This is a genomic window from Labrys okinawensis (assembly GCF_047345005.1).
Lineage (GTDB): Bacteria > Pseudomonadota > Alphaproteobacteria > Rhizobiales > Labraceae > Labrys > Labrys okinawensis.
This window is the reverse complement of the sequence record NZ_CP178864.1, coordinates 877,203-898,185: the sequence shown is the minus strand read 5'-3', so window position 1 is coordinate 898,185 and position 20,983 is coordinate 877,203. Positions and strand designations below refer to the sequence as shown.

Below are 20,983 nucleotides of genomic sequence, written 5' to 3'. Positions count from 1 at the left end.
GTCAGCGCGGCAAGGGCCCGAGAATTTCGAGGTGGTGGCGGGCGGCCGCTGCCATCAGCTTCTCCATGTCGGGGGGCGAGGGTGGCGCGTTGCGCGGCACGCTGGTCTCGGCGATGAAGTCGGCGAAGTCGCCGCCCGTGGTGATCAGAAGAATGCGAGCCGGCACGGTGCCTTCGATACGAAAGCCATGCGCGACGCCCCGCGGGCCGAAAGCGTAGCCGCCCTTGCCCAGCGAGACCGTGTTGTCGCCGACGATGACCGACATGGCTCCCTCGATCACGTAGAAGGATTCGTCCTCGGAATGGTGAATGTGCCAGGGCGATTCGAAGCCGGCCGGGATGACCTGCTCGATCAGGCTCAGCCTGGCGCCGGTGCGCTGGCGGTCGGCCTTGATCCAGGTCGGCAGGCCCAGAAAGAGGACCTCCTCGTCGCCATCGATGGGCTGGTTCGCCTCGGCTGTACCATGCATAGGAATATCTCCCCGCTCGGGTCTCAAGAGCATCTCTTGGAAGGATGACAGGCTTCTCGGGTAGAAACTGTATCAAACAAGCGAGGCAGCACGGAACTCAACGGGCTCTCACCGGTCCGGCTCATCGCAAAATAAATTTGACGGAATCTATATTTCATGGAATTTAGATTCCGTCAATTGAGATTCTGAATGACGCGGCGCAACTATCAGATGAGGCAGCGGGCTGCAGCGCAGGACGAGACGCGCGAGCGCATCGTACGGGCGACCATGCTCCTGCATGACTCACAAGGCGTGGCGGCCACCTCCTTCGCCGATATAGCCAAATCCGCGGGGGTCGGCGCTGCGACGGTTCACAGGCATTTCCCGAACCTCGGGGCGCTGGTTTCGGCCTGTGGCGCCCATGTCTGGGAGGAGATGAAGCCACCCGTGCCAGGGCAGGCCATTGCCTTGTTCGAGGGACTGACAACGCGGGAGGAACGGCTGGAGCGTTTGGTCGAGGAATTGGACCGGTTCTATCGACGCGGCGCGCTTCGCCTGGAGCGAGCCAGCGCCGATCGGCCGCATGTCGCCGAGCTCGATGGCTTTCTGCGCGCAGTGGAAGCCGGCGTGACCGATCTCGTTCGTGAGGCGCTGGCGCTGGAGAGCCTGCCCGAACCGGCCTTCCAGCTCGTTCAGGCACTGACGGATTTCCCTGTCTGGCTTTCGATACAAAGGGTGGAAATCGCCGAGGCAGCGCGGAAACACCTCCTCGTCCGCTTGCTCGGCAGCGCGGTCGAGGCCGTGATGCAAATAGATCCTGCATGAGGTGACTGTCGGCGTTGCATAGCCTGAACAGCCGTGTTTCCTGAAGAACGCTTGCCGTCACACAACATCGCTATACAAGAATGGTGGGCGAGGCGGTTCCACGCGAAGGGGGCGGAAATGCTGGCTAGTCGGATGATCGGGGCCTCGATGTTGATCGGCGTCGCGCTGTTATCCCTGCCCGCCTTCGCCCAGACCGCGCCGCCCGCCCCCGATAGCGACAATTCCAAACCCGCCAGCGATCCCGCCTTCGATGCCGCCAAGGCCGCGGCGGTAGCGATGGGCGCGGATGCCTTCGCCTCCATCCAGCAGGACCTGATCTGGACCGGCGACCTCAACACCCTGCCCTCCGGCGAGATGGGCAAGCGCAGCTATGACGCCATCCGCGCCTTCCAGAAACGCATCGGCGTCAACGACACCGGCATCTTCACGCCGCAACAGCGCGACGTGCTCGCCCAGCATGCAGCGAAGTTCACCGCGGCTTTCGGCTTCGACACCCTCACCGAGCATGGCATCACGATCGGCTATCCGGCCAAGGTGACCACCGAGCGCAGTGAAGGCCGCAACGGCCCGCATTTGAGCACGCCCAAGGCCGCCAAGAACCAGGCCACCGTCGACATTCTCAACCTGCCTACGGCCAAGGAGAGCTTCGAGGCCCTGTTCGCGCGTTTGAAGACTGAAAATCCCAAGCGCAAGGTGACCTATTCGCTGCTGCGGCCGGATTTCTTCGTGGTCAGCGGCACCAATGAGGGCATGACCTTCTATATCCGCTTCATCAAGACGGACACGGAGTCCCGCGGCTTCGTGCTAGGCTGGGATCCGGCCCTTTCTCCCCGCTTCGACCGCGTCGCCATCGCCATGGCCTCCTCGCTGAAGCTGGCCGGTGCGGGCGATCAGTCCGTCCCGTCCAAGGCCCAGCCGGCGCCAGCGCCCGAACCGCCGAAGCCTGTCGGCCCGCCCGTTCCGCTGGCGGCCGGGGCGCCAATGACGCCGAAGACCGGCATCGGCGCCTTCGTATCCAGCCAGGGCGACATCCTCACCTATGCCAGCGTGATTGCCGGCTGCGAGACCGTCACCCTGCAGGGCGGTGGCAAGGCCAAGGTGATCGGGGGCGATCCCAACAACGATATCGCCCTGGTACGCGGCGCCCTGCCGGCCGGAGCGCAGCCGCTCGCCTGGCGGCTGCCGGCGCTCGGCGAAAACGAGGCCGTCTCGCTGCTCTCCGGCGCCGCACCGGTCGCCACCACGGTCAGCGCCCTCGCCGGCGCCAACAGCGATACCCGCCGTGTGATGCTCGCTGCCGGCTCCGCTGGTACCCTGATCGACAAGGACGGAGCTCTCGCCGGTCTGCCAGCAGCCGATGGCAGCCCAAGCGCCCTCAAGGGTCTCTTCGTCACAGCCTTCCTGCGCGCCAATGGCGCTACGGCGCCCAGCCAGGGCGGCGATCCCACCAAGGCCTCGGTGACGCTGACCTGTACGCCGTGATCATGCCCGCTTGCGCGCCAGGCGTGCCCTGATGCTGTCGACGTCGGCTCGCGGAGTCGCGGCGAAGAGCTTCTTGGTATAGTCGTGCTGCGGGTCGGCGAAGAGCCTGTCGCGCGTGCCATATTCGACCGCCTCGCCGAAATACATCACCATCACATCGTCGGCGATATAGCGCACCACCGACAGGTCGTGGCTGATGAAGACATAGGTGAGGTTCAGTTCATCCTGCAGATCGGCCAGCAGATTGAGCACCTGTGCCTGCACGGAGAGATCGAGCGCCGACACCGGTTCGTCCAGCACCAGCAGGCTCGGATTGAGCATCAGGGCGCGTGCGATGGCGATGCGCTGGCGCTGTCCGCCGGAGAACATGTGCGGATAGCGGCTGAAATGCCGTTCCTCGAGGCCGACCTTGACCAGCATGGCCATGGCGCGCTCGCGCCGTTCGGCCACCGGCATTTTGGTATTGACCAGCAGCGGCTCCATCAGGACCTCGCCGATCTTCTGGCGCGGATTGAGCGAGCCATAGGGGTTCTGGAACACCATCTGGACCTTGCGCCGCATGGCGCTGGATACGCCGTCGCGGCGGATGTCGATCGACGCATCGTCGATGAACAATTCGCCCGCGGTTTGCCGGTCGATCAAGGTGAGGATGCGGGCGAGCGTGGACTTGCCGCAGCCGCTTTCGCCGACGATGGCGAGGGTCTTGCCCTTCTCCACCGCGAAGCTCACGCCCTTGACGGCATGCACGGTCTGCGCCTTGCGCATCAGGGTGGCGGCCACGTGATAATCGCGCACGATATTCTCGGCGCGGACGACAATATCGGCCATCACACGGCCTCCGTGAAGGTACCGTCGGGGCCAAGGTAGCTCGCGATGGTCGGCAGGCGGTCGCCGGTAGCGTTGTCGGGCAGGGCCGAGAGCAGCGCCTTGGTGTAGTTGCTTCTGGGCGACTCGAAGAGGCTGAGAACATCGGCCTCTTCCATCTTCCGGCCCTTGTACTGCACGATCACCCGGTCTGCGGTCTCAGCCACCACGCCCATATTGTGGGTGATCATGATCAGCGCCATGCCATGCTCTTGCTGCAGGCGCATGAGCAGATCGAGGATTTGCTTCTGGATCGTGACGTCGAGGGCGGTGGTCGGCTCGTCCGCGATCAGGAGCTTGGGATTGCAGGCAACGCCAATGGCGATCATCACGCGCTGGCACTGGCCGCCGGACATCTGATGCGGGAAGGCTGAGAGCCGCCGTTCCGGCTCGGGAATACCGACCAGTTGCAGCAGTTCCACCGCGCGGGCGCGCCGCTGGCGCTTGTTCATGCCCATATGGACGCGCAGCACTTCCTCGATCTGGAAGCCGACGGTGAAGCATGGGTTGAGGCTGGCAACCGGCTCCTGGAAGATCATGGCAATGTCCTTGCCGACGATCTCGCGCCGCTGGGCAGGCGTGAGGGCCAGAATGTTGCGGCCCTCGAACAGCATCTTATCGGCGGTGACCTTGGCGTTGAAGGGCAGGAGCCCCATGACGGCCATCATCGCAACCGATTTGCCGGAACCGGATTCGCCGACGATGGCCAGGACCTGGCGCGTATCCACCGTGAGCGAGATGCCATCGACGGCGCGGAAAGGCCCCGAAGAGGTCGAGAACTCGACCACGAGGTTGCTGATCTCCAGCAAAGCCATCTCAGGACCTCTTCAGCTTGGGATCGAGGGCATCACGCAGCCCGTCGCCGAACAGATTGATCGCCACCACGGTGACGAGGATGCAGACACCGGGCGAGATGGCGAGCCAGGGTGCGCTCTGGATCTCCTGACGCACGTCGGAGAGCATGGCGCCCCATTCCGGGGTCGGCGGCTGCGCGCCCATGCCGAGGAAGCCCAGGGCCGCCGCCTGCAGGATGGCGTCGGACACGCCGAGCGTGGCCTGCACGATCAACGGCGCCATGCAATTGGGCAGGACGGTGCGGAACAGCAGCCGCAGCGGCCTGACGCCGACGACCTTGGCCGCCATGACATAGTCCTTCGACAATTCCGCCAGCGCGGCGGCCCTGACGATGCGGACATAGCGCGGCAGAAAGACGATGGTGATGGCGGCCACGGTCGGCCCCAGCCCTGGCTCGAGGATCGCGACGACCACCATGGACAGCACCAGATCGGGGATCGACATGATCATGTCCATCAGCCGCATCAGGGCGAAATCGAACCAACCGCCGAGATAGGCCGCTAGCAGCCCCAGCACGGAACCGATCACCATCGAGACCATCATCACCGTGAGGCCGATGCCGAGCGAGTAGCGGGCGCCGTAGATCAGGCGTGAGAGCACGTCGCGGCCGCCGGTCTTATCGGTGCCGAGGATGAAGTCCCAACTGCCGCCCTCCACCCAGGCGGGCGGTTGGCCGATATGGCCGGGATGGCCGGCATCGGGCCAACCTGCTGCATTGTAGGGTGCGTAGGGCGCCAGGACATCGGCGAAGATGGCCACCAGCACGATCAGGACGAGGACCACCAGGCCCGCGACGGCGCCCTTGTTCTGCTTGAGGGCGTGCCAGATCTCGCCGGGTCCGGAGAGAGGCTGGCCCGTGACAACCACCGCCGTGACTTGCGTATCAGCGGCCATGGCGGATCCTCGGATTGATGACGCCATAGAGCAGGTCGACGCCCAGATTGATGAAGGTGACCATGATGGCGATGATCAGAATGCCGCCTTGCAACGCTGGATAGTCGCGGCGGGAGAAGGAATCGATCAGCCACTTGCCGACGCCGGGCCAGGAGAACACGGTTTCGGTCTGCACCGCGCCGGCGAACAGCGAGCCGATCATCAGACCGATCACCGTGATGATGGGGATCATGGCATTGCGCAGCGCATGCAGGCCGATGACCCGGGCGGGCGACAGGCCCTTGGCGCGCGCCGTGCGCACATAGTCCTCATTGAGCACTTCCAGCATGGCGGAGCGCGTGATGCGGGTGATCACCGCGAGCGGGATGGTGCCGAGCACGATAGCGGGCAGGACGAGATGCGAGAGAGCCGATTGGAAGGCTCCGTCCTGACCGGACCAGAAGCTGTCCCAGAGCATGAAATTGGTGCTGCTGTCGGGATCGAAGAAGTAGCTGATGTCATCGATGCGCCCGCCGACCGGCGTCAGGTTCAGCTTGAGCGAGACGACCAGGATGAGAAGGATGCCCCACCAGAAGATCGGCATGGAATTGCCGAACACGGCGAGGGTGGTGGCAAGGTAATCGGGGACCTTGCCGCGCTGCAGAGCGGCCAGGATGCCGAGCGGAATTCCGATGCCGACGGCGAAGATCATCGCAGCAACAGACAATTCGAACGTCGCCGGGAAAAGGGTGAAGAACTCGCTCAGCACCGGCCTTTGGGTGACGATGGAGGTGCCGAAGTCGCCATGGGCGAGTTGCCACAGGTAATGGCCGAACTGGACGATGACGGGCTGGTCGAGACCAAGCTGGTGTCGAAACTCCGCCAGGCGTTCGGGTGAAATGCCTCGTTCGCCCACGCGGACTTCGACGGGATCGCCGGGGACCATCCGGATGGCAAAGAACGCCAGGGCGATCAATGCAATGAAGGTAGGAATGGTCATAGCGATGCGCTTGAGCAGAAAGGTCAGCATTGGCGCTCGCGGATCAGAACAAAAAATACAAAAAGGCTGCCGAGCTTGCAAAAGCCCGGCAGCCTTGAGCGGAAGATTACTTGAGGTCGGTCTCGTGGAACTCGGCGCGGCCGAGGGGCGACACCTTGTAGCCTACGACATTGCTGCGAGTGACGTTGAAGACCAGCGAATGCGCGACGTTCAGGTAAGGCACCTCGTCATGGGTGATCTGCTGCATCTGCTGATAGATCTTGACGCGCTCGTTGTTGTCGAAGCTGGCGCGGCCCTTCTCCAGAAGGTCGTTATAGTCCTTGTTGCACCAGCGCGGATAGTTCTGGCTCACGGGCTTGCCCGAACTGTCGCAGGCGAACAGGAAGAAGAAGTTGTCCGGATCGCCATTGTCGCCGGTCCAGCCCATCTGCGGCAGGGTCGCCTCGCCATTCTGGAGGCGCTTGCGGTAGTCGCCCCACTCATAGGTGACGAGCTTGGCATTGATGCCGACCTTGGCCAGGTCCGCCTGCATCAACTCGCCCATGCGCTTGCCATTGGGGTTGTAGGGGCGGGAGACCGGCATGTACCACAGGTCCACATCGATCGGTGTCTTCACGCCGGCGTCCGCCAGCATCTTCTTGGCCTTTTCCGGATCGTAGGGATAGGCTGGAATCTTGTCGTTGTAGCCGAGCATGAAGCTGGGGATCAGCGTGGTGGCCGGCGTTCCGCTGCCCTCATAGACGCCATCGACGAGCGCCTTCTGGTTGATGGCCATGGCCACGGCCAAGCGAACGTCCTTCTTGTCGAAGGGAGGCTTGGCGTTGTTGAACGACCAGTACATGTCGTTCATGCCTTCTAGCGTAAGAAGTTCCAGGTCCTTATCGTCCTTGATGGCCTTGATGTCGGACGGGTTCAGATAGTTGCCGACCTGGCATTCGTTCTTCTGCAGCTTGGCATAGCGCGTGGAGGCATCGGGCGTGATCGCGAAGACAAGGTTGTCAAGCTTGACCTTGCCGCCCCAATAATCCGGGAAGGCCTTGTAGCGGATGACCGCATCCTTCTGATAGGCCACGAACTGGAAGGGGCCCGTGCCGACCGGCTCCTGGTCGAATTTCTCGGGCGTGCCGGCCTTCATGAGATAATCGGCATATTCAGCCGACTGGATTGTCGCGAAATCCATGCCGAGATTGGCCAGCATCGGCGCGTTCGGCTTGCTCAGCGTGAACTTCACCGTATTATCGTCCACCTTGTCGATCGACTTCAGGAAGTCGGGCATGCCCATGTCGCTGAAGTAGTCGTAGGAGCCGCCGGAAACCTTGTGATAGGGGTTGTCGTCCTTCCACTGGCGGTTGAACGAGAACAGCACGTCGTCGGCATTGAAATCGCGCGTCGGCTTGAAGCCCTTCCAGGATTGCCACTTCACGCCCTTGCGCAGATGGAAGGTGATTTCCGTACCGTCCGCGGAGACATCCCACTTCTCGGCGAGGCCGGGGCGCAGCTTGGTGGTGCCGGGCTCGAATTCCACCAGCTGATTGTAGACAGGGCGCGCCGCGTCAAAGGAGGTGCCGGTGGTATTCAGCGCCGGAGTGAAGTTCTCCGGGCTGCCTTCCGAGCAATAGACGAGCGTCTTGGGAGCGGCCATGGCCGTCGTGCCCAAAAGCACGGCAAAGCCCGCGGCGAGAAGGCCAGTCTTCAGCAGTTTTGACATCTGTTCCCCACTTCATATGCGGCGTGCTGTCCGCTTCGAGGCGTCAGCCGGCGCCAAACGGGCTGTTGCGCCCTGTTCGGCTCATGGAAGCCTTTTTATGCGCAATCGGCAATGAGAATCTGACGAATTGGTGGCGTTTGTAATTTTTGTACCAAAAATCGAAGACAAAAAACCCCACGGCATCGCCGTGGGGTTTTTACGGGCAATAAAGTATCACGGCGCTCCAGCCAGGAGACTCCAACGGCCATTGCCATCAGGCAGGCTTCACGAAAAGATCGAGCTTCTTGTAATGCTCGGCGAGCAGATAGTAGACCGTGACGCGGGACTTGGTATGATCCGCCTTCATCTTCTCGACGACGGCCGAAACAGCTGCGTCAAGCTTGCTGTCGGCGTCCGTAAGAGCAAGCTTTTTCTTAAGGAAATTGTCGCGCACACGGGCGAGCTCAGCCGGATCCGAGCCGGCGACGAGCGAGGAATCGCGGTTGCGCAGGGCAATACCCAAATGTTTCACAATACCGGCGGCGGCAGCTTCGTTTACGCTGGACGTGTATTTCTTGATATCGGCCACATAGGTTGCCAGGTCAGCCATCGGCTTACAATCCTCCCAAATCACAATCCATCAGACGCAGTTGTTCGAAGGTCGAAACAAGCAACGAATATAAGGACATGAAATCCGGAGCCGCGCTACCGCTATCTGCAATTTTCCTTACGTAAAGCCGCCCTCCGGCGTTGCAAAAAGTTGCTCACGGGCGCTTGGATTCGATGGCATCCCAGATCTGGGCCGCAAGGTCGGGACCGCCGAGCCGCTTGATGATGCGAAGGCCTGTCGGAGATGTGACGTTGATTTCGGTAAGATGACCATCAATCACGTCGATTCCCGTGAAGAGCAGGCCCTTTTCACGCAAGGCGGGACCGATTCGCTCGCAGATCTCGAGCTCGCGCTTCGACAGGTCCGTCGGCCTGGCCGCCCCGCCCCGCACCATGTTGGAGCGGATGTCGCCAGGCTGGGGCACACGGTTGACGGCACCGGCGGCCACGCCGTCGACCAGGATGATGCGCTTGTCGCCCTCCATGACCTTTGGCAGGAAATGCTGCACCACCCAGGGCTCTCGAGACAACGAGGCGAAGAGATCGAAGAGCGAGCCGAAATTCGGATCCTCCCGGCCAACCTTGAACACCGCTACGCCACCATTGCCGTAGAGCGGCTTCATGACGATGTCGCCATGCTCCGCGCGGAAGGCCTCGATCTCGGCCCTGTCGCGGGTGATCAGGGTTGCCGGCATCAGGTCCGGGAATTCGGTGACGAGGATCTTCTCCGGCGCGTTGCGTACATGGAAGGGGTCATTCACCACCAGTGTTTTGGGGTGGATGCGCTCCAGCATATGGGTGGTGGTCACATAGGCCATGTCGAAGGGCGGATCCTGGCGCAGGAGTACCACGTCGAAGCTGGTGAGATCGGTGCGTGCGGCCTCGCCAGACTTGACGTGATCGCCCTCGACGTCTTGGACACTCACCGGCTTTGCCAGGGCGGAGATGACGCCATTCTTCTGCGACAGCGTATCGGGCGTATAGACGGAAAGGGAGAAGCCCCGCGTCTGCGCCTCCAGCATGAGGGCAAAGGTGGAATCGCCCCTGATATTGATGCGCTCGATCGGATCCATCTGCACGGCAACATTGAGCTTCATCCGCCAATTTCCTTGAATGCTGGGGCTGGAGTGTATCGTCAGTCCATAACCGACGAGACGCCTTAAAGCAAAAGGCGTTCCGGCGGCGCCGCGCCTCTAGCCTAAGGGATTGAAAATGTAAGCGTTTTGCGCTTCCCAGCGATATGCCGAAATCAGGGCGCCTTGGCTTTCAGGAATTCCGCCAGCAGGACCGACTCGCGCATTTTTGCACAGCGGATCAGCAGGATCGTCTCCCGGATCAGTTGTCGCAATCCCGGACGGCGGAATAGCCGGGGGTTGCTGCGGGCCTTGACCGCAGCCTTCAATTGTCGCTCCAGCAGTCTGTGGCAGCATGCCGGTGGAACCGGGAGTGGATACTGAGCCCATTTCCGACATGCAACTATTCTGAAAAGGGCTCGATTTGGACCGGGGGCGATATCGGGCGCGATGAATTCAAGCGCGTCCGGCCCTGCCACATCGTCGACAACGGACCACCGACTGTGGATGGTAGGCCTGTGCTGCAACATGTAATGGAGAGCGAAACCTCGGCGTTCCGACACCATCTGCATCACTTTTTTCCTTTGATTGTTTAGAATGCAGCGGGACCTGAAGTCACACTTACCTTGCGCGAGCCACCTTTCTCACTACGATACCTGGCCCACTTTTCTTCAGTCGGACATCATTCAATCGACGTCCGTTTCCGCGTTGCGCATCCGATACACCAAGCGCGCGCCACGATTCAACTGGAACTATGACGCAGCGGATCGCTGTTGGAATGATGTATTTTCCAGATCTATGAATTTCATTTTTTTGTCCACAACAATAGATCTGACGGACAACGCGGACATCATAATTATTTGAAACTAGACTATTTAACGACTCACATTTGAATATTTATCGTTATCTAGGGCATCACAAAATAAAATAACGAACACATCAATTTCGAATATGCCAGCCGCGTACCCCCATACCACCACTGTTATTTACTAAAAAACACAATGTTTGAATCGCGATGTAACGGGCGCATGAATAATGAAACTATAGAATTTCGTAAAACGTTCAGAGGATTCTGATATGACTCCAGCGCAGTCTACAGTTGGGTGTATTTTGTCGGTGCCGGTCTGAAGATAGGGGAACTGGGAGAAACCCAGATGGCGCGGTGGGATTTCCGCAGCATACACGCCGATGAGGTCCAGGAATTTCTGGGCGGTATATACACCGAGAACGAATTCAAACTCCTTGGAAAAGGCGCCTACTCAAAGACACGTATCCATGGGGGAGACCTGGGCGATATCGCGCAATACAACGTAAGCTACTCGTCACCCTTCACCTTTGTTTCCGACACCGATCGAGATTCCTTTCTTATTCTCTCTTGCACCGGCGGGTCAGGCCAATTTCGTCGTGGCGCTGACCTGATGGAGTTCCACGCCGGGCTTGTCGGACCTATTTCGGCGAGCCAGGAATCGAGGGTCAAGAGCGGAGAGACGCTGGCGCATATTTCAACTCATATCAGCTCCCAAGCGATCCAAAACGTATGTTCCAGACTCGTGGGCCACTCTCTCGACAAACCGGTCCTCCTCTCTCATTCACCCTTCTCCGATGATCTGAAGGCGCATTGGGATCTCGTCGTTCGCTCGTTCGGCCGCCTCCTTGGCGAGGAGCAGGTCTCGAGTCTCAGCGTCAACTCCTTGCAGGAGCACGCCATTACCATGCTCCTTGAAAAGCACCCGCACAATTACAGCCAGTTCCTTCAGGACAACGTCAGGGCGGATTCGCGCGTGGTAAAAGAGGCAAAGCATTACATTCGAGAGAACGCAGACAAGCCCATTACGATCGCGGACGTTTCGAAGGCCGTGGGATGCAGCATGCGCGCCTTGCATCAAGGCTTCTGTGAGTTCGTGGGCGTTACACCAAGGGCTTATCTCTACTTTTCAAGGATGGCACGGGTGCGGGAAAGACTCCAGGCTGGCGAGGCGGAGTATTCCGCTGCCGAAATCGCTGGAAAGTGGGGCTTTGCTGACTTCGAAAGCTTTTCATCCTCTTATAAAAGACGGTACGATGAGGATCCAAACGAAACCTTTAGCCGTAATCTTGGCGCGAGCGCTGCCTTCAAGGAGATAAACTACGGCAGCCGCGCTCCTCTCACTCCCGCCAAGATTGATCTGTTACGACATTATATAAATACGAATATTGGAAATCAGATCACGGTACAAAAACTCGCATCCTTGGTCGGAATGAGTTCGCAGAACTTCGCGGTTGCCTTCAAGAGTGCTTTCCGGACGACGCCGGCGCAATATGTTCTCAGTGAACGGCTCAACTGGGCGAGCTGGCTCCTTGCAAATACGAACTTCAGCATTGCGGCCATCGCGGCCGAGACCGGCTTCTCCAGCCAGAGTCATCTGACATCGGCAATGGGTAAAGCGAGCGGCCAAACGCCGTATGAATTTCGACGCCTGTCGAATTTGCGTTAGGGCGTGGCGGAAATCGGCCTCAGGCGCGCGTCGCAGCAGAGGCCCTGCGCGCCGGGCCCGACAAAAGGAAGATGATGAGCGCGCACATGCCTGTCGCGGCGATAGCCATCGGCAGAGGCAGGGCGCTGGCGCCGAGGAAATGGCCGACGGCGGCGCCGATCAGGGCGCCGCCCAGCATCTGGGTGAAGCCACAGAAGGAGGAGGCGCTGCCCGCCTTGGTCGGGAAGGGCATCAGAGCCCCGGCCATCGCCTGCGGCATCACCAGGCCGACCCCGAAGAGGTAAAGCATCATCGGCACCACGATCTCGGCCGGATGACCCGCACCGAAGAGAACGCAGGCCAGCATGACCAGGCCGCCGCCGGCAAGGCAGACGACGCCCGCAGCGATGGTCCTGTCGATGCCGACGCGCGGCACCAGGCGCTGGGCGGTGAGCGTACCGGCGATATAGCCGACCACACCGATGGCAAATGCGAGGCCGAAAGCAACCTCGCTGAGATGGTAGATGCCCTGCAACACGAAGCTCGAGCCGGAGATGTAGGCAAAGAGGCCACCATAGGCCAGGGCCATCATGGCGAGGTAGGCGAGGAATCCGCGGTTGTCGGTGAGGGAAGCAAAGCCCTTGAGGATGCTCCATGGCGAGATCGGCGCAGGATTGCGCGACTTCGCGGTCTCCGGGAGCTTCTGCGAGATCACGATGCCGCCAAAAATGCCACAGGCCGCCGCAATGGCGAAATGGAAGGGCCAGCCCAGGAAGCGCTGCACATAGCCGCCGAGGATCGGGGCCGCGGCGGGCACCAGGCCCATGATCGTGCCCATCAAGGCGAGTTCTCGCGCCGCCTTCGGCCCCTCATAGAGGTCGCGTACCACGGCGCGCGCGAGCACGATGGGGCCGGCTGCCCCGAGCGCCTGAAAGAAGCGGGCCGCGATCAGCAGCTCGATGCTGGGCGCGATCACGCACAGCAGGCTGGCGATGACGAACAGGCACAGCCCACCGAGCAGCAGTGGCTTGCGGCCATACTTGTCGGAAAACGGCCCATAGAAGATCTGTCCCGCGGCAAAACCGAGCAGGAAGGCCGAAAGGGTAAGCTGAACCTGCGCCGTATCGGCCCCCAGAGAGAGGCCGATGGCCGGCAGAGAGGGCAGATACATGTCGGTGGAGAGCGGGCCGAGTGCCGTCATCAGGGCCAGCAGCGCCGTCAGAGCGAAGGTATTGGGGCGCAGCATCCGGGAAACCGCTTCGGGAGGGGACCGGTTTCATACGGCATAGATGCACGCCGGGGAAGGTGGCTGGAAGCGCGGACTTCCGGTCCGCGCTCCGGAATAACCTCTCCCTACTGCGCCTTCGCGGCATCTCCGATATAGCCGGCCATCAGCACCTGGCCGCTGGTCTCGTCCCTCAGGGCGAACAGGAAGGGTTTGTCGGCGACGAAGCTGAAGGTGGCCGGAATCGCCAGGCTGCGCGAGGTGACGGCGGTCGCGGCGGCCGCCTCGGTACCCTTCTCGTCGACCGTGATGACCACTTTCTGGATGACCTTGTCGATCTTCTGCGGCGTGGTCAGGAAACCGCTGAGCACATCGGGCGCACGCACGGCCGGATCGAGGCCGAGCCTGTCGAGACTGCCGCGCAGATCCGCGCTTGTCTTGATCGACAGGCGGGGCAGCGACACCGTGCCTTCGCTCTCGGTGAAGCCCTCGCCCGTCAGCCAGGAGGCGGCAGGCGCGAAGTCGGCAAGCGCCCCCGGCTTGTCCTTGGTGGTGAGGAGGAGGAGGTCGTAGCCTTTGGTCTGGTAAGGCAAGGCAACGGCGATGAAGCGATCGTCCTGGCGGGCAAGCCAGTGGCCCGAGCCGCTCTGCATCATCGCGACCTTGGCGACACCGCCGCCCAGGCGATGGAAATCCTTCTGGGCGGTCTGGGCGGGATCGAAGGCCGTGCGCCAGTCATCCTTGAAATGCAGGGCGTTGAGCACGACGAGCCCGCCCTTGCGCAACGGCTCGTCGATCAACGTCGGAATGAGCCCCTTGGTGTGATCCTTCACAAGCGCATTGATGTCATCGATCGTCTTGGCATCGGCAAGATCGCGGACATCGGCCTGCACGCCAGCCTGCTTGAGCTCATCCAGAGCCGCCGGCTTCGGGCCGCCGCGCGGATCGAAATAAATAGCGCTGATGCCGGTGAGCGGACCATCGGCCTTGCTGCCGTCGATCAACGGCACGAGGGAGGCACGCAGCGACTTGAGATCGCCGCTATCGCCGACACCGTCGAGACGCAGGGTCTTCACCAGGGCGGCATGGAATTTCGGGCTGGCGCCGAGATCGAGAACGGCAAGCGCAGCGGTCAGGCTGGCCGGGGAAACCACGGGATTGGGATCGCTCCCCTTGCTCTTGCCGAACTGGCCGAGGAGGTCGAAACCCAGACGCGCCGAGGCCTGCGCGGCAGTGGCAATCGGCGCAACAGGCGCCGGCTTGGCCTTGGAAGCGGCCTCGACCTCTCGCGGCGCCCATGGCAGCAACGCCAGCAGACCCAGCGTCATCACTGCCCGTCTGGACGCCCGTTGCCCTGCAAGCCACCCCATGCCCGTTCTCCTCGGTGGGCACACCGGCCCCCTGCCACCCCTGATAGCGATCATGCCATGAACGCGCTGTACCGTGGAGCACAATTCTTCGGCGCGGCCTTTCCCGGGTGCACGGGCAACCTGCCCGTTCTTGGACCGCCGAGCCGGTAGGATGGGAAAGAACGGGGAAGATGCCCGAGCGCGCCAACCAACCTTGCGGCGGTGCACAATCACCTTTCCCCAGCCGATCCGCCTCGCTATAAGGCCCCTTCACTCGCCTGTTGAGGTCAGCCATGCGCAGCGCGTCGATCGAGCGCGTCACCAACGAAACCTCCGTCTCCGTGTCCGTCGCCCTCGACGGCACGGGCAAGCATGACGTTGCCACCGGCGTCGGCTTCTTCGACCATATGCTGGAGCAGCTGGCACGCCATTCGCTGATCGACATCACTGTCCGCACCAAGGGCGATCTGCACATCGACGACCACCACGCCGTCGAGGATACCGGCATCGCGCTCGGCCAGGCCATCCGCAAGGCGCTCGGCGACCTGAAGGGCGTGACGCGCTATGCCGATGCCTATCTGCCGATGGACGAGACGCTGTCGCGCTGCGCCATCGATATCTCCGGGCGCCCCTTCCTGGTGTTCAAGGTCGAGTTCCCCCGCGAGAAGATCGGCACCTTCGACACCGAGCTGGTGCGCGAATGGTTCCAGGCCTTCGCCATGAATGCCGGCATCACGCTCCATATCGAGACTCTCTACGGCACCAACGCCCACCATATCGCCGAAAGCTGCTTCAAGGCGCTGGCCCGTGCACTGCGCGGCGCCATCGCCATCGATCCGCGGATGGTGGGCGAGCTGCCCACCACCAAGGGCAAGCTGGGGGGGTAGCATCGTGGCCAGTTGGTATGTTTTCGAGCCGCCGAAGACCCTGCCCGACACGGCGGAGGCCGCTGGCAAGGCGCTCTTCATCAAGGACGGCTTCAGCATCGGCGCTTTCCTGCTCGGACCGTTCTGGCTGCTGTGGCGGCGCATGTGGCTGGTCTTCCTGTTCTGGCTGGTAGCACAGATCGCGCTGCTGCTGATCGCGCGGGTGCTCCATTTCGACGAGCGTCTCGCCGGCCTCGTTTCCCTGCTGTTCAGCCTCTGTGTCTCGCTGGAGGCCAACGCCCTCAGAGCCTGGACGCTGCGCCGCAAGGGCTGGCGCTTCCTGGGGCTGGCCCTCGGCCACAGCCTCGTGGAAGCAGAGCAGCGCCATTTCTCCGAGCGCACCCTCGTCGAGCCGCCCAAGCCGTTGCCGCCGGCAAGGCCCCGGCATCCCGGCCCGACGCGGCCGCATGAGGGGCACGACGGCGTGCTCGGCGTCTTCCCGGACGTACAGGGAAGCCGGCCGTGATCGCTGCTATCATCGACTACGGGTCGGGTAATCTCCACTCGGCCCAGAAGGCTTTCGAGCGCGCCGCCGATGACGCCGGCCTGGCGGCCACGATCCACGTAACCGACGATCCGGGGCTGGTCGCCAGGGCCGATCACATCGTCCTGCCTGGCGTGGGCGCCTATGCCGACTGCAAGCGTGGCCTCTCCTCCGTTTCCGGCATGATCGATGCACTCAACGAGGCGGTGATCGGCAAGGGCCGACCTTTCCTCGGCATCTGCGTCGGCATGCAGTTGATGGCCGAGCGCGGACTCGAATTCGAGGTGACCGAGGGACTCGGCTGGATTGGCGGCGACGTCAAGGCGATCGAACCGGAGGATGCCGCCTTCAAGGTGCCACATATGGGCTGGAACACGCTGGCCCTCTCGCGTGACCATGTGCTGCTGCAGGGCATCCCGACCGGTCCTTCCGGCCTGCATGCCTATTTCGTCCATTCTTACCATCTCGTTGCGCGCGATCCAGGCAGCGTGATCGCCCAAGCCGACTATGGCGGCCCGGTCACCGCAATGGTCGGCCGCGCCAACATGGTGGGCACGCAATTTCATCCCGAAAAGAGCCAGGCACTCGGCCTCGCCCTGATCGCCAATTTTCTCCGGTGGCGCCCGTGATCCTCTTTCCCGCAATCGATCTGAAGGAGGGGCGCTGCGTGCGCCTGATCCAGGGCGACATGGCGCAGGCCACCGTCTTCAACGACGACCCGGCCGAGCAGGCCATCGCCTTCGAGGATATGGGCTTCACGGATCTCCATGTCGTCGATCTCGACGGGGCTTTTGCCGGAAAGCCGATGAACTCGGCCGCCGTCGAACGCATCCTCGCTGCCTCCACCATGCGCACCCAGCTTGGCGGCGGCATCCGCGACATGGCAACAGTCTCGGGCTGGCTCGACAAGGGCATTGCGCGGGTGATCATCGGCACCGCGGCGGTGCGCAATCCCGCCTTCGTAAGGGAGGCGGCCAAAGCCTACCCCGGCAGGATCGCTGTCGGCCTCGACGCCCGCGACGGCCTTGTCGCCGTCGAAGGCTGGGCCGAAGTCTCCACCGTCACGGCCGAGGCGATCGCCAAACGCTTCGAGGATGCAGGCGTCGCCGCGATCATCTACACCAACATCGCCCGCGACGGCATGCTCAAGGGCATCGACTGGGAGGGTACGCTGGCGCTGGCCCGGGCCATCTCGATCCCGGTGATCGCCTCCGGTGGCCTTGCCTCGATCGCCGACATCGAGCGCATGACCCGGCCCGACGCCGCCCTGCTCGAAGGCGCCATCGCCGGGCGTGCGCTTTACGACCATCGCCTCGATCCGCATGAGGCGCTGGCACTGCTCAAGAGGGCGGCGTGATGGAGACGGGAAGTCATCCCGTGCGGATCGCAGCGCGAAGCGGGGCGATGCAGTCAGACCACGTTCAGTATGGGGCGCTCCTCTCGTCTTACGGTCCCGGATCTGCGCGGTACCGCTTCGCGTTGCAGTGCGTCCGGGATGACACGTGATTTTCCGCAACAATTCTGTCATGGTGCGGCGCAACAGCCTCCGGCGGCCCCGCGTTCGGTTTAAGACATGCTCAAAGCGCGTGTAATTCCCTGTCTCGACGTCAAGGACGGCCGTGTCGTCAAGGGCGTTAATTTCGTCGACCTGCGCGATGCCGGCGATCCAGTCGAGAGCGCCCGCGCCTATGACGCGGCCGGCGCCGACGAGCTCTGCTTCCTCGACATCGCCGCCACCCATGAAAAGCGCGGCATCCTGCTCGATGTCGTGCAGCGCACGGCCGAGGCCTGCTTCATGCCACTGACGGTGGGTGGGGGCGTGCGCACGGTCGACGACATCCGCCAGCTCCTGCTTGCCGGCGCCGACAAGGTCTCGATCAACTCCGCCGCCGTAGCCGACCGGCAGTTCGTCGCCCGCGCCGCCGAGAAGTTTGGCCAGCAATGCATCGTCGTCGCCATCGATGCCAAGAAGGTCTCGCCGCCGGGCATGGACGATCGCTGGGAAATCTTCACCCATGGCGGCCGCAAGGAGACGGGCATCGATGCCGTTCAGTTCGCCCGCGAGGTCGTGGCGCTGGGCGCCGGCGAATTGCTGCTTACTTCGATGGACCGGGACGGCACCAAGGCCGGCTTCGACCTCGCCCTCACCCGCACCATCGCCGATGCCGTTACCGTGCCGGTGATCGCCTCCGGCGGCGTCGGCACGCTCGAACATCTGGTCGAGGGCGTGCGCGACGGCCATGCCAGCGCGGTGCTGGCGGCCTCGATCTTCCATTTCGGCACCTTCTCCATCCGCGAGGCCAAGACCTATATGGCCCATGCCGGCCTGCCGATGCGGCTCGACGGCCTCGAACCGGGACTGGCGGCATGAGCTTCTCCCTCACCGATCTCGAAGCGCGCGTCGCCGAACGCGCCAAGGCTCCGCCTGAACAATCCTGGACCGCCAAGCTTTTGGCGGGTGGCCCGCCTCGGGCCGCCAAGAAGTTCGGCGAGGAGGCAGTGGAATTTGTGATCGCCCTTGCCGAGGGCGAGAAGGGCCCGATCGTCGCCGAGGCGGCGGATGTCCTCTACCACCTGCTGGTGGGGCTGCGTTCACGCAATGTCAACCTCGCCGAGGTGATGCTGGAGCTGGAGCGGCGCACGGCCCAGTCCGGCATCGCCGAGAAGGCCGCGAGACCCAGATGACGGCGGCCACCAAGTGACGATAGCGTTCGGTCAGGGACAAGCATTCGGAATGGATCAGCTCGTGAAGTCGACCGTGTCCCCCTACTCCGTCTTCACGCGAAGCGAATGGGCCAAGCTGCGCGCCGACACGCCGATGACGCTGACCGCCGCCGAGCTCGATCGCCTTCGCGCCCTCAACGACCCGGTCTCCCTGGTGGACGTGGAGGAAATCTACCTGCCGCTGTCGCGCCTGCTCTCGCTCTATGTCGCGGCGACGCAGGGCCTGCACCGCGCCACCCGGAGCTTCCTCGGCACGCATGACCGTAAGGTGCCCTATCTCATCGGCGTCGCCGGGTCGGTCGCGGTCGGCAAGTCGACCACCGCTCGTGTGCTCCGGCAATTGCTGACACGCTGGCCGAACACGCCCAAGGTCGATCTCATCACCACAGATGGCTTCCTCTTCCCCAATGCTTTCCTGCGCGAGAACGGGCTGATGGAGCGCAAGGGCTTTCCGGAGAGCTACGACACCCAGCGTCTTCTGCGTTTTCTCGCCGACATCAAGGCCGGTCAGGCCAAGGTCACCGCGCCCGTCTACTCCCATCTGGTCTATGACGTGGTGCCCGGCGAAATCGTCACCGTGGATCTGCCCGACATCCTCATCGTCGAGGGCCTCAACGTGCTGCAGCCGGCCCGCCTGCCGCGCGACGGCAAGGCCATCCCCTTCGTCTCCGACTTCTTCGACTTCGCCATCTATCTCGATGCCGAGGAGGCGCTGCTCCGGCGCTGGTATGTCGAGCGCTTCATGACCCTGCGCGAGACGGCTTTCCGCAACCCCCTCTCCTTCTTCCGCAAATATGCCGATCTCACCGAGGCAGAAGCCCTGGAGACGGCGCTGGGGCTGTGGGGCCGCATCAACCAGCCCAATCTGATCGAGAACATCCTGCCCACCCGCCCGCGGGCCGACCTGATTCTGCGCAAGGGCAACAGCCATGGCATCGAACAGGTTTCGTTGAGGAAGCTTTGAGCGGCACGCCATCAGTGATTCACATCAAAATGGCATAAATCCGTAACATCGCCGCCACATAGCTTAGGCACTTGTGGATTCGCGCCGGTTTCTTCCCGGTACGCCACGCAGGTTCGGAAGGTTCCGGAATGAAGGGCTCGCGCTGCCTCTTGCTGATCGCCGGCCTGCTGGTTGGTGCCGGTCTGCTCTTCGGCCTGTTCCCCTCGCTCGACCTCGACGTCAGCCAGCCCTTCGGCGCCGCCGGTTTTCAGCTAAAGGGGAGCTCGCTTGCCGCTGCGCTGCGCCAGATCGGCCAGTGGCTGCCGATGATCATCTTCGTTGCCTGCCTCGCCGCCCTGCTCGGACCTCTCGCCAATCCGCGCTGGCGCAGTGGCTTTGACGCCCGCAGCCTTGCCGCCATCCTGCTTACCTTCACCCTCGGGCCCGGCCTCCTGATCAATGTGGGGCTCAAGGACCATTGGCATCGCCCTCGCCCGATCCAGGTGAGCGAGTTCGGCGGGGCCGACCCGTTCAAGCCGTGGTGGGACACCTCGGGCGCCTGCCAGCTCAACTGCTCGTTCGCGTCGGGCGAAGTTGCTGCCGCCACCGCTGCAGTCGGGGTAGTCGCGCTGGTACCATTGGCCTATGGGGGGGCGGCTTTGGTGCTTGGCATCGTCCTCACACTGATCGTCGCCTATCTGCGCCTCGCCTTTGGCGGCCATTTCCTCTCCGACATCGTCTTTGCGGCTCTGCTGACGCAGTTCATCGCCTTCGCGTTGATGATGCTCTTCCATGACAGGCGCTGGCGCTATGGCTGCGAGGGCGTGCTGGAACAGGACATCAGGCTGCTCGCCTTCCGCCTGCACGCGCAATTGCCCTGGCTGAGGCATCAGCCGCCCTGGCTGGTGCGCTCAGCCCATCTCGCCCATGGCAAGCCTGCCTTCTCGCCCACGCTTGGCAGCGTCACGGTGATCGGCTGGGAGCGGGCAGACGACCACGCCGGCGTTCATGGGCGCTGACGCCTTGCCTTGTGACGCTGGCCGCCCATAGCAGCGCAATTTTCTCCGGCCCGATTCCATCCGGCGAAGTCCCACGCCAGGGCGTTTTTTCTTTCAGATCGAGCCTCCATGAATCGCAAAATGCTTTGACAGCAATGCGTTGCT

22 protein-coding genes are annotated in these 20,983 nt (G+C 62.6%); 11 read left to right on the top strand and 11 right to left on the bottom strand.

Annotated elements, in window-relative coordinates:
• Position 1 precedes the first annotated feature (1 nt).
• Positions 2 to 469, bottom strand: coding sequence for a cupin domain-containing protein (locus ACMDCR_RS04360; protein ID WP_413991347.1), 468 nt, complete (start codon positions 467 to 469; stop codon positions 2 to 4).
• 189 nt (positions 470 to 658) lie between these two features.
• Between ACMDCR_RS04360 and ACMDCR_RS04355 the strand changes: the two genes are divergently transcribed.
• On the top strand, positions 659 to 1,273 hold the full coding sequence (locus ACMDCR_RS04355) for a TetR/AcrR family transcriptional regulator (RefSeq protein ID WP_413991346.1): 615 nt from the start codon (positions 659 to 661) through the stop codon (positions 1,271 to 1,273).
• Between the two features lie 117 nt (positions 1,274 to 1,390).
• On the top strand, positions 1,391 to 2,755 hold the full coding sequence (locus tag ACMDCR_RS04350) for a peptidoglycan-binding protein (RefSeq protein ID WP_413991345.1): 1,365 nt from the start codon (positions 1,391 to 1,393) through the stop codon (positions 2,753 to 2,755).
• Here the strand turns inward: ACMDCR_RS04350 and ACMDCR_RS04345 are convergent, their stop codons facing one another.
• The 8 genes from ACMDCR_RS04345 to ACMDCR_RS04310 all read right to left on the bottom strand — a co-directional run bounded on the left by ACMDCR_RS04345 (position 2,756) and on the right by ACMDCR_RS04310 (position 10,045).
• Complete coding sequence (locus ACMDCR_RS04345) at positions 2,756 to 3,583, bottom strand: dipeptide ABC transporter ATP-binding protein (protein ID WP_413991344.1); 828 nt, start codon at positions 3,581 to 3,583, stop codon at positions 2,756 to 2,758.
• On the bottom strand, positions 3,583 to 4,434 hold the full coding sequence (locus tag ACMDCR_RS04340; RefSeq protein WP_413991343.1) for an ABC transporter ATP-binding protein: 852 nt from the start codon (positions 4,432 to 4,434) through the stop codon (positions 3,583 to 3,585). The genes ACMDCR_RS04345 and ACMDCR_RS04340 overlap by 1 nt, the downstream gene beginning before the upstream one ends.
• 1 nt (position 4,435) lies before the next feature.
• Positions 4,436 to 5,368, bottom strand: coding sequence for an ABC transporter permease (locus ACMDCR_RS04335; RefSeq protein ID WP_284316210.1), 933 nt, complete (start codon positions 5,366 to 5,368; stop codon positions 4,436 to 4,438).
• Complete coding sequence (locus ACMDCR_RS04330) at positions 5,358 to 6,377, bottom strand: ABC transporter permease subunit (protein WP_413991342.1); 1,020 nt, start codon at positions 6,375 to 6,377, stop codon at positions 5,358 to 5,360. The genes ACMDCR_RS04335 and ACMDCR_RS04330 overlap by 11 nt, the downstream gene beginning before the upstream one ends.
• Positions 6,378 to 6,453: 76 nt before the next feature.
• Positions 6,454 to 8,055, bottom strand: coding sequence for an ABC transporter substrate-binding protein (locus ACMDCR_RS04325; RefSeq protein WP_413991341.1), 1,602 nt, complete (start codon positions 8,053 to 8,055; stop codon positions 6,454 to 6,456).
• Between the two features lie 253 nt (positions 8,056 to 8,308).
• Complete coding sequence (locus ACMDCR_RS04320; RefSeq protein ID WP_413993823.1) at positions 8,309 to 8,635, bottom strand: DUF2853 family protein; 327 nt, start codon at positions 8,633 to 8,635, stop codon at positions 8,309 to 8,311.
• A 163-nt stretch (positions 8,636 to 8,798) separates the two neighbouring features.
• The gene (gshB, locus tag ACMDCR_RS04315) at positions 8,799 to 9,740 is read right to left on the bottom strand and encodes a glutathione synthase (protein WP_413991340.1); all 942 of its coding nucleotides are present in this window, start codon (positions 9,738 to 9,740) and stop codon (positions 8,799 to 8,801) included.
• A gap of 152 nt (positions 9,741 to 9,892) precedes the next feature.
• Positions 9,893 to 10,045: a hypothetical protein gene (locus tag ACMDCR_RS04310; protein WP_413991339.1), complete on the bottom strand. Its 153-nt coding sequence runs from the start codon at positions 10,043 to 10,045 to the stop codon at positions 9,893 to 9,895.
• Between the two features lie 825 nt (positions 10,046 to 10,870).
• Here ACMDCR_RS04310 and ACMDCR_RS04305 point away from each other — a divergent pair.
• Positions 10,871 to 12,190 carry a helix-turn-helix domain-containing protein gene (locus tag ACMDCR_RS04305; protein WP_413991338.1) on the top strand — a complete coding sequence of 440 codons (1,320 nt, stop codon included), beginning with the start codon at positions 10,871 to 10,873 and terminating at the stop codon, positions 12,188 to 12,190.
• 19 nt (positions 12,191 to 12,209) lie between these two features.
• Here ACMDCR_RS04305 and ACMDCR_RS04300 read toward each other — a convergent pair whose 3' ends face one another.
• Together ACMDCR_RS04300 and ACMDCR_RS04295 are read right to left on the bottom strand one after the other, a co-directional pair.
• Positions 12,210 to 13,415: a multidrug effflux MFS transporter gene (locus ACMDCR_RS04300; RefSeq protein WP_413991337.1), complete on the bottom strand. Its 1,206-nt coding sequence runs from the start codon at positions 13,413 to 13,415 to the stop codon at positions 12,210 to 12,212.
• A gap of 107 nt (positions 13,416 to 13,522) precedes the next feature.
• Complete coding sequence (locus tag ACMDCR_RS04295) at positions 13,523 to 14,764, bottom strand: serpin family protein (protein WP_413991336.1); 1,242 nt, start codon at positions 14,762 to 14,764, stop codon at positions 13,523 to 13,525.
• A 272-nt stretch (positions 14,765 to 15,036) separates the two neighbouring features.
• Between ACMDCR_RS04295 and hisB the strand changes: the two genes are divergently transcribed.
• The 8 genes from hisB (at position 15,037) to ACMDCR_RS04255 (ending at position 20,839) form a co-directional block, all read left to right on the top strand.
• Entirely contained in the window at positions 15,037 to 15,630 is a 594-nt protein-coding gene (hisB, locus tag ACMDCR_RS04290) for an imidazoleglycerol-phosphate dehydratase HisB (protein WP_413991335.1), read from the top strand.
• A 4-nt stretch (positions 15,631 to 15,634) separates the two neighbouring features.
• Positions 15,635 to 16,135: a DUF2628 domain-containing protein gene (locus ACMDCR_RS04285; protein ID WP_413991334.1), complete on the top strand. Its 501-nt coding sequence runs from the start codon at positions 15,635 to 15,637 to the stop codon at positions 16,133 to 16,135.
• Entirely contained in the window at positions 16,132 to 16,782 is a 651-nt protein-coding gene (gene hisH / locus ACMDCR_RS04280; protein ID WP_413991333.1) for an imidazole glycerol phosphate synthase subunit HisH, read from the top strand. The genes ACMDCR_RS04285 and hisH overlap by 4 nt, the downstream gene beginning before the upstream one ends.
• Positions 16,770 to 17,510, top strand: a complete 741-nt coding sequence (gene hisA, locus ACMDCR_RS04275; RefSeq protein WP_413991332.1) for a 1-(5-phosphoribosyl)-5-[(5-phosphoribosylamino)methylideneamino]imidazole-4-carboxamide isomerase — start codon at positions 16,770 to 16,772, stop codon at positions 17,508 to 17,510. The genes hisH and hisA overlap by 13 nt, the downstream gene beginning before the upstream one ends.
• 216 nt (positions 17,511 to 17,726) lie before the next feature.
• Entirely contained in the window at positions 17,727 to 18,524 is a 798-nt protein-coding gene (gene hisF, locus ACMDCR_RS04270) for an imidazole glycerol phosphate synthase subunit HisF (RefSeq protein WP_413991331.1), read from the top strand.
• Entirely contained in the window at positions 18,521 to 18,838 is a 318-nt protein-coding gene (locus ACMDCR_RS04265; RefSeq protein ID WP_413991330.1) for a phosphoribosyl-ATP diphosphatase, read from the top strand. Before hisF ends, ACMDCR_RS04265 begins: the two co-directional genes overlap by 4 nt.
• Before the next feature lie 49 nt (positions 18,839 to 18,887).
• Positions 18,888 to 19,841, top strand: coding sequence for a type I pantothenate kinase (gene coaA, locus ACMDCR_RS04260; RefSeq protein WP_413991329.1), 954 nt, complete (start codon positions 18,888 to 18,890; stop codon positions 19,839 to 19,841).
• Between the two features lie 128 nt (positions 19,842 to 19,969).
• Positions 19,970 to 20,839 carry a phosphatase PAP2 family protein gene (locus ACMDCR_RS04255; protein ID WP_413991328.1) on the top strand — a complete coding sequence of 290 codons (870 nt, stop codon included), beginning with the start codon at positions 19,970 to 19,972 and terminating at the stop codon, positions 20,837 to 20,839.
• Positions 20,840 to 20,983 lie beyond the last annotated feature (144 nt).

Bases quoted from the DNA above. Each gene is read 5' to 3' on its own strand.
- ACMDCR_RS04255 (WP_413991328.1), top strand. From the start codon at position 19,970: ATGAAGGGCTCGCGCTGCCTCTTGCTGATCGCCGGCCTGCTGGTTGGT.
- hisF (WP_413991331.1), top strand. From the start codon at position 17,727: ATGCTCAAAGCGCGTGTAATTCCCTGTCTCGACGTCAAGGACGGCCGT.
- ACMDCR_RS04345 (WP_413991344.1), bottom strand. From the start codon at position 3,583: ATGGCCGATATTGTCGTCCGCGCCGAGAATATCGTGCGCGATTATCAC.
- ACMDCR_RS04325 (WP_413991341.1), bottom strand. From the start codon at position 8,055: ATGTCAAAACTGCTGAAGACTGGCCTTCTCGCCGCGGGCTTTGCCGTG.
- hisB (WP_413991335.1), top strand. From the start codon at position 15,037: ATGCGCAGCGCGTCGATCGAGCGCGTCACCAACGAAACCTCCGTCTCC.
- ACMDCR_RS04265 (WP_413991330.1), top strand. From the start codon at position 18,521: ATGAGCTTCTCCCTCACCGATCTCGAAGCGCGCGTCGCCGAACGCGCC.
- ACMDCR_RS04305 (WP_413991338.1), top strand. From the start codon at position 10,871: ATGGCGCGGTGGGATTTCCGCAGCATACACGCCGATGAGGTCCAGGAA.
- ACMDCR_RS04295 (WP_413991336.1), bottom strand. From the start codon at position 14,764: ATGGGGTGGCTTGCAGGGCAACGGGCGTCCAGACGGGCAGTGATGACG.
- ACMDCR_RS04335 (WP_284316210.1), bottom strand. From the start codon at position 5,368: ATGGCCGCTGATACGCAAGTCACGGCGGTGGTTGTCACGGGCCAGCCT.
- coaA (WP_413991329.1), top strand. From the start codon at position 18,888: ATGGATCAGCTCGTGAAGTCGACCGTGTCCCCCTACTCCGTCTTCACG.
- ACMDCR_RS04350 (WP_413991345.1), top strand. From the start codon at position 1,391: ATGCTGGCTAGTCGGATGATCGGGGCCTCGATGTTGATCGGCGTCGCG.
- ACMDCR_RS04330 (WP_413991342.1), bottom strand. From the start codon at position 6,377: ATGCTGACCTTTCTGCTCAAGCGCATCGCTATGACCATTCCTACCTTC.
- ACMDCR_RS04300 (WP_413991337.1), bottom strand. From the start codon at position 13,415: ATGCTGCGCCCCAATACCTTCGCTCTGACGGCGCTGCTGGCCCTGATG.
- ACMDCR_RS04340 (WP_413991343.1), bottom strand. From the start codon at position 4,434: ATGGCTTTGCTGGAGATCAGCAACCTCGTGGTCGAGTTCTCGACCTCT.
- gshB (WP_413991340.1), bottom strand. From the start codon at position 9,740: ATGAAGCTCAATGTTGCCGTGCAGATGGATCCGATCGAGCGCATCAAT.
- ACMDCR_RS04355 (WP_413991346.1), top strand. From the start codon at position 659: ATGACGCGGCGCAACTATCAGATGAGGCAGCGGGCTGCAGCGCAGGAC.
- ACMDCR_RS04360 (WP_413991347.1), bottom strand. From the start codon at position 469: ATGCATGGTACAGCCGAGGCGAACCAGCCCATCGATGGCGACGAGGAG.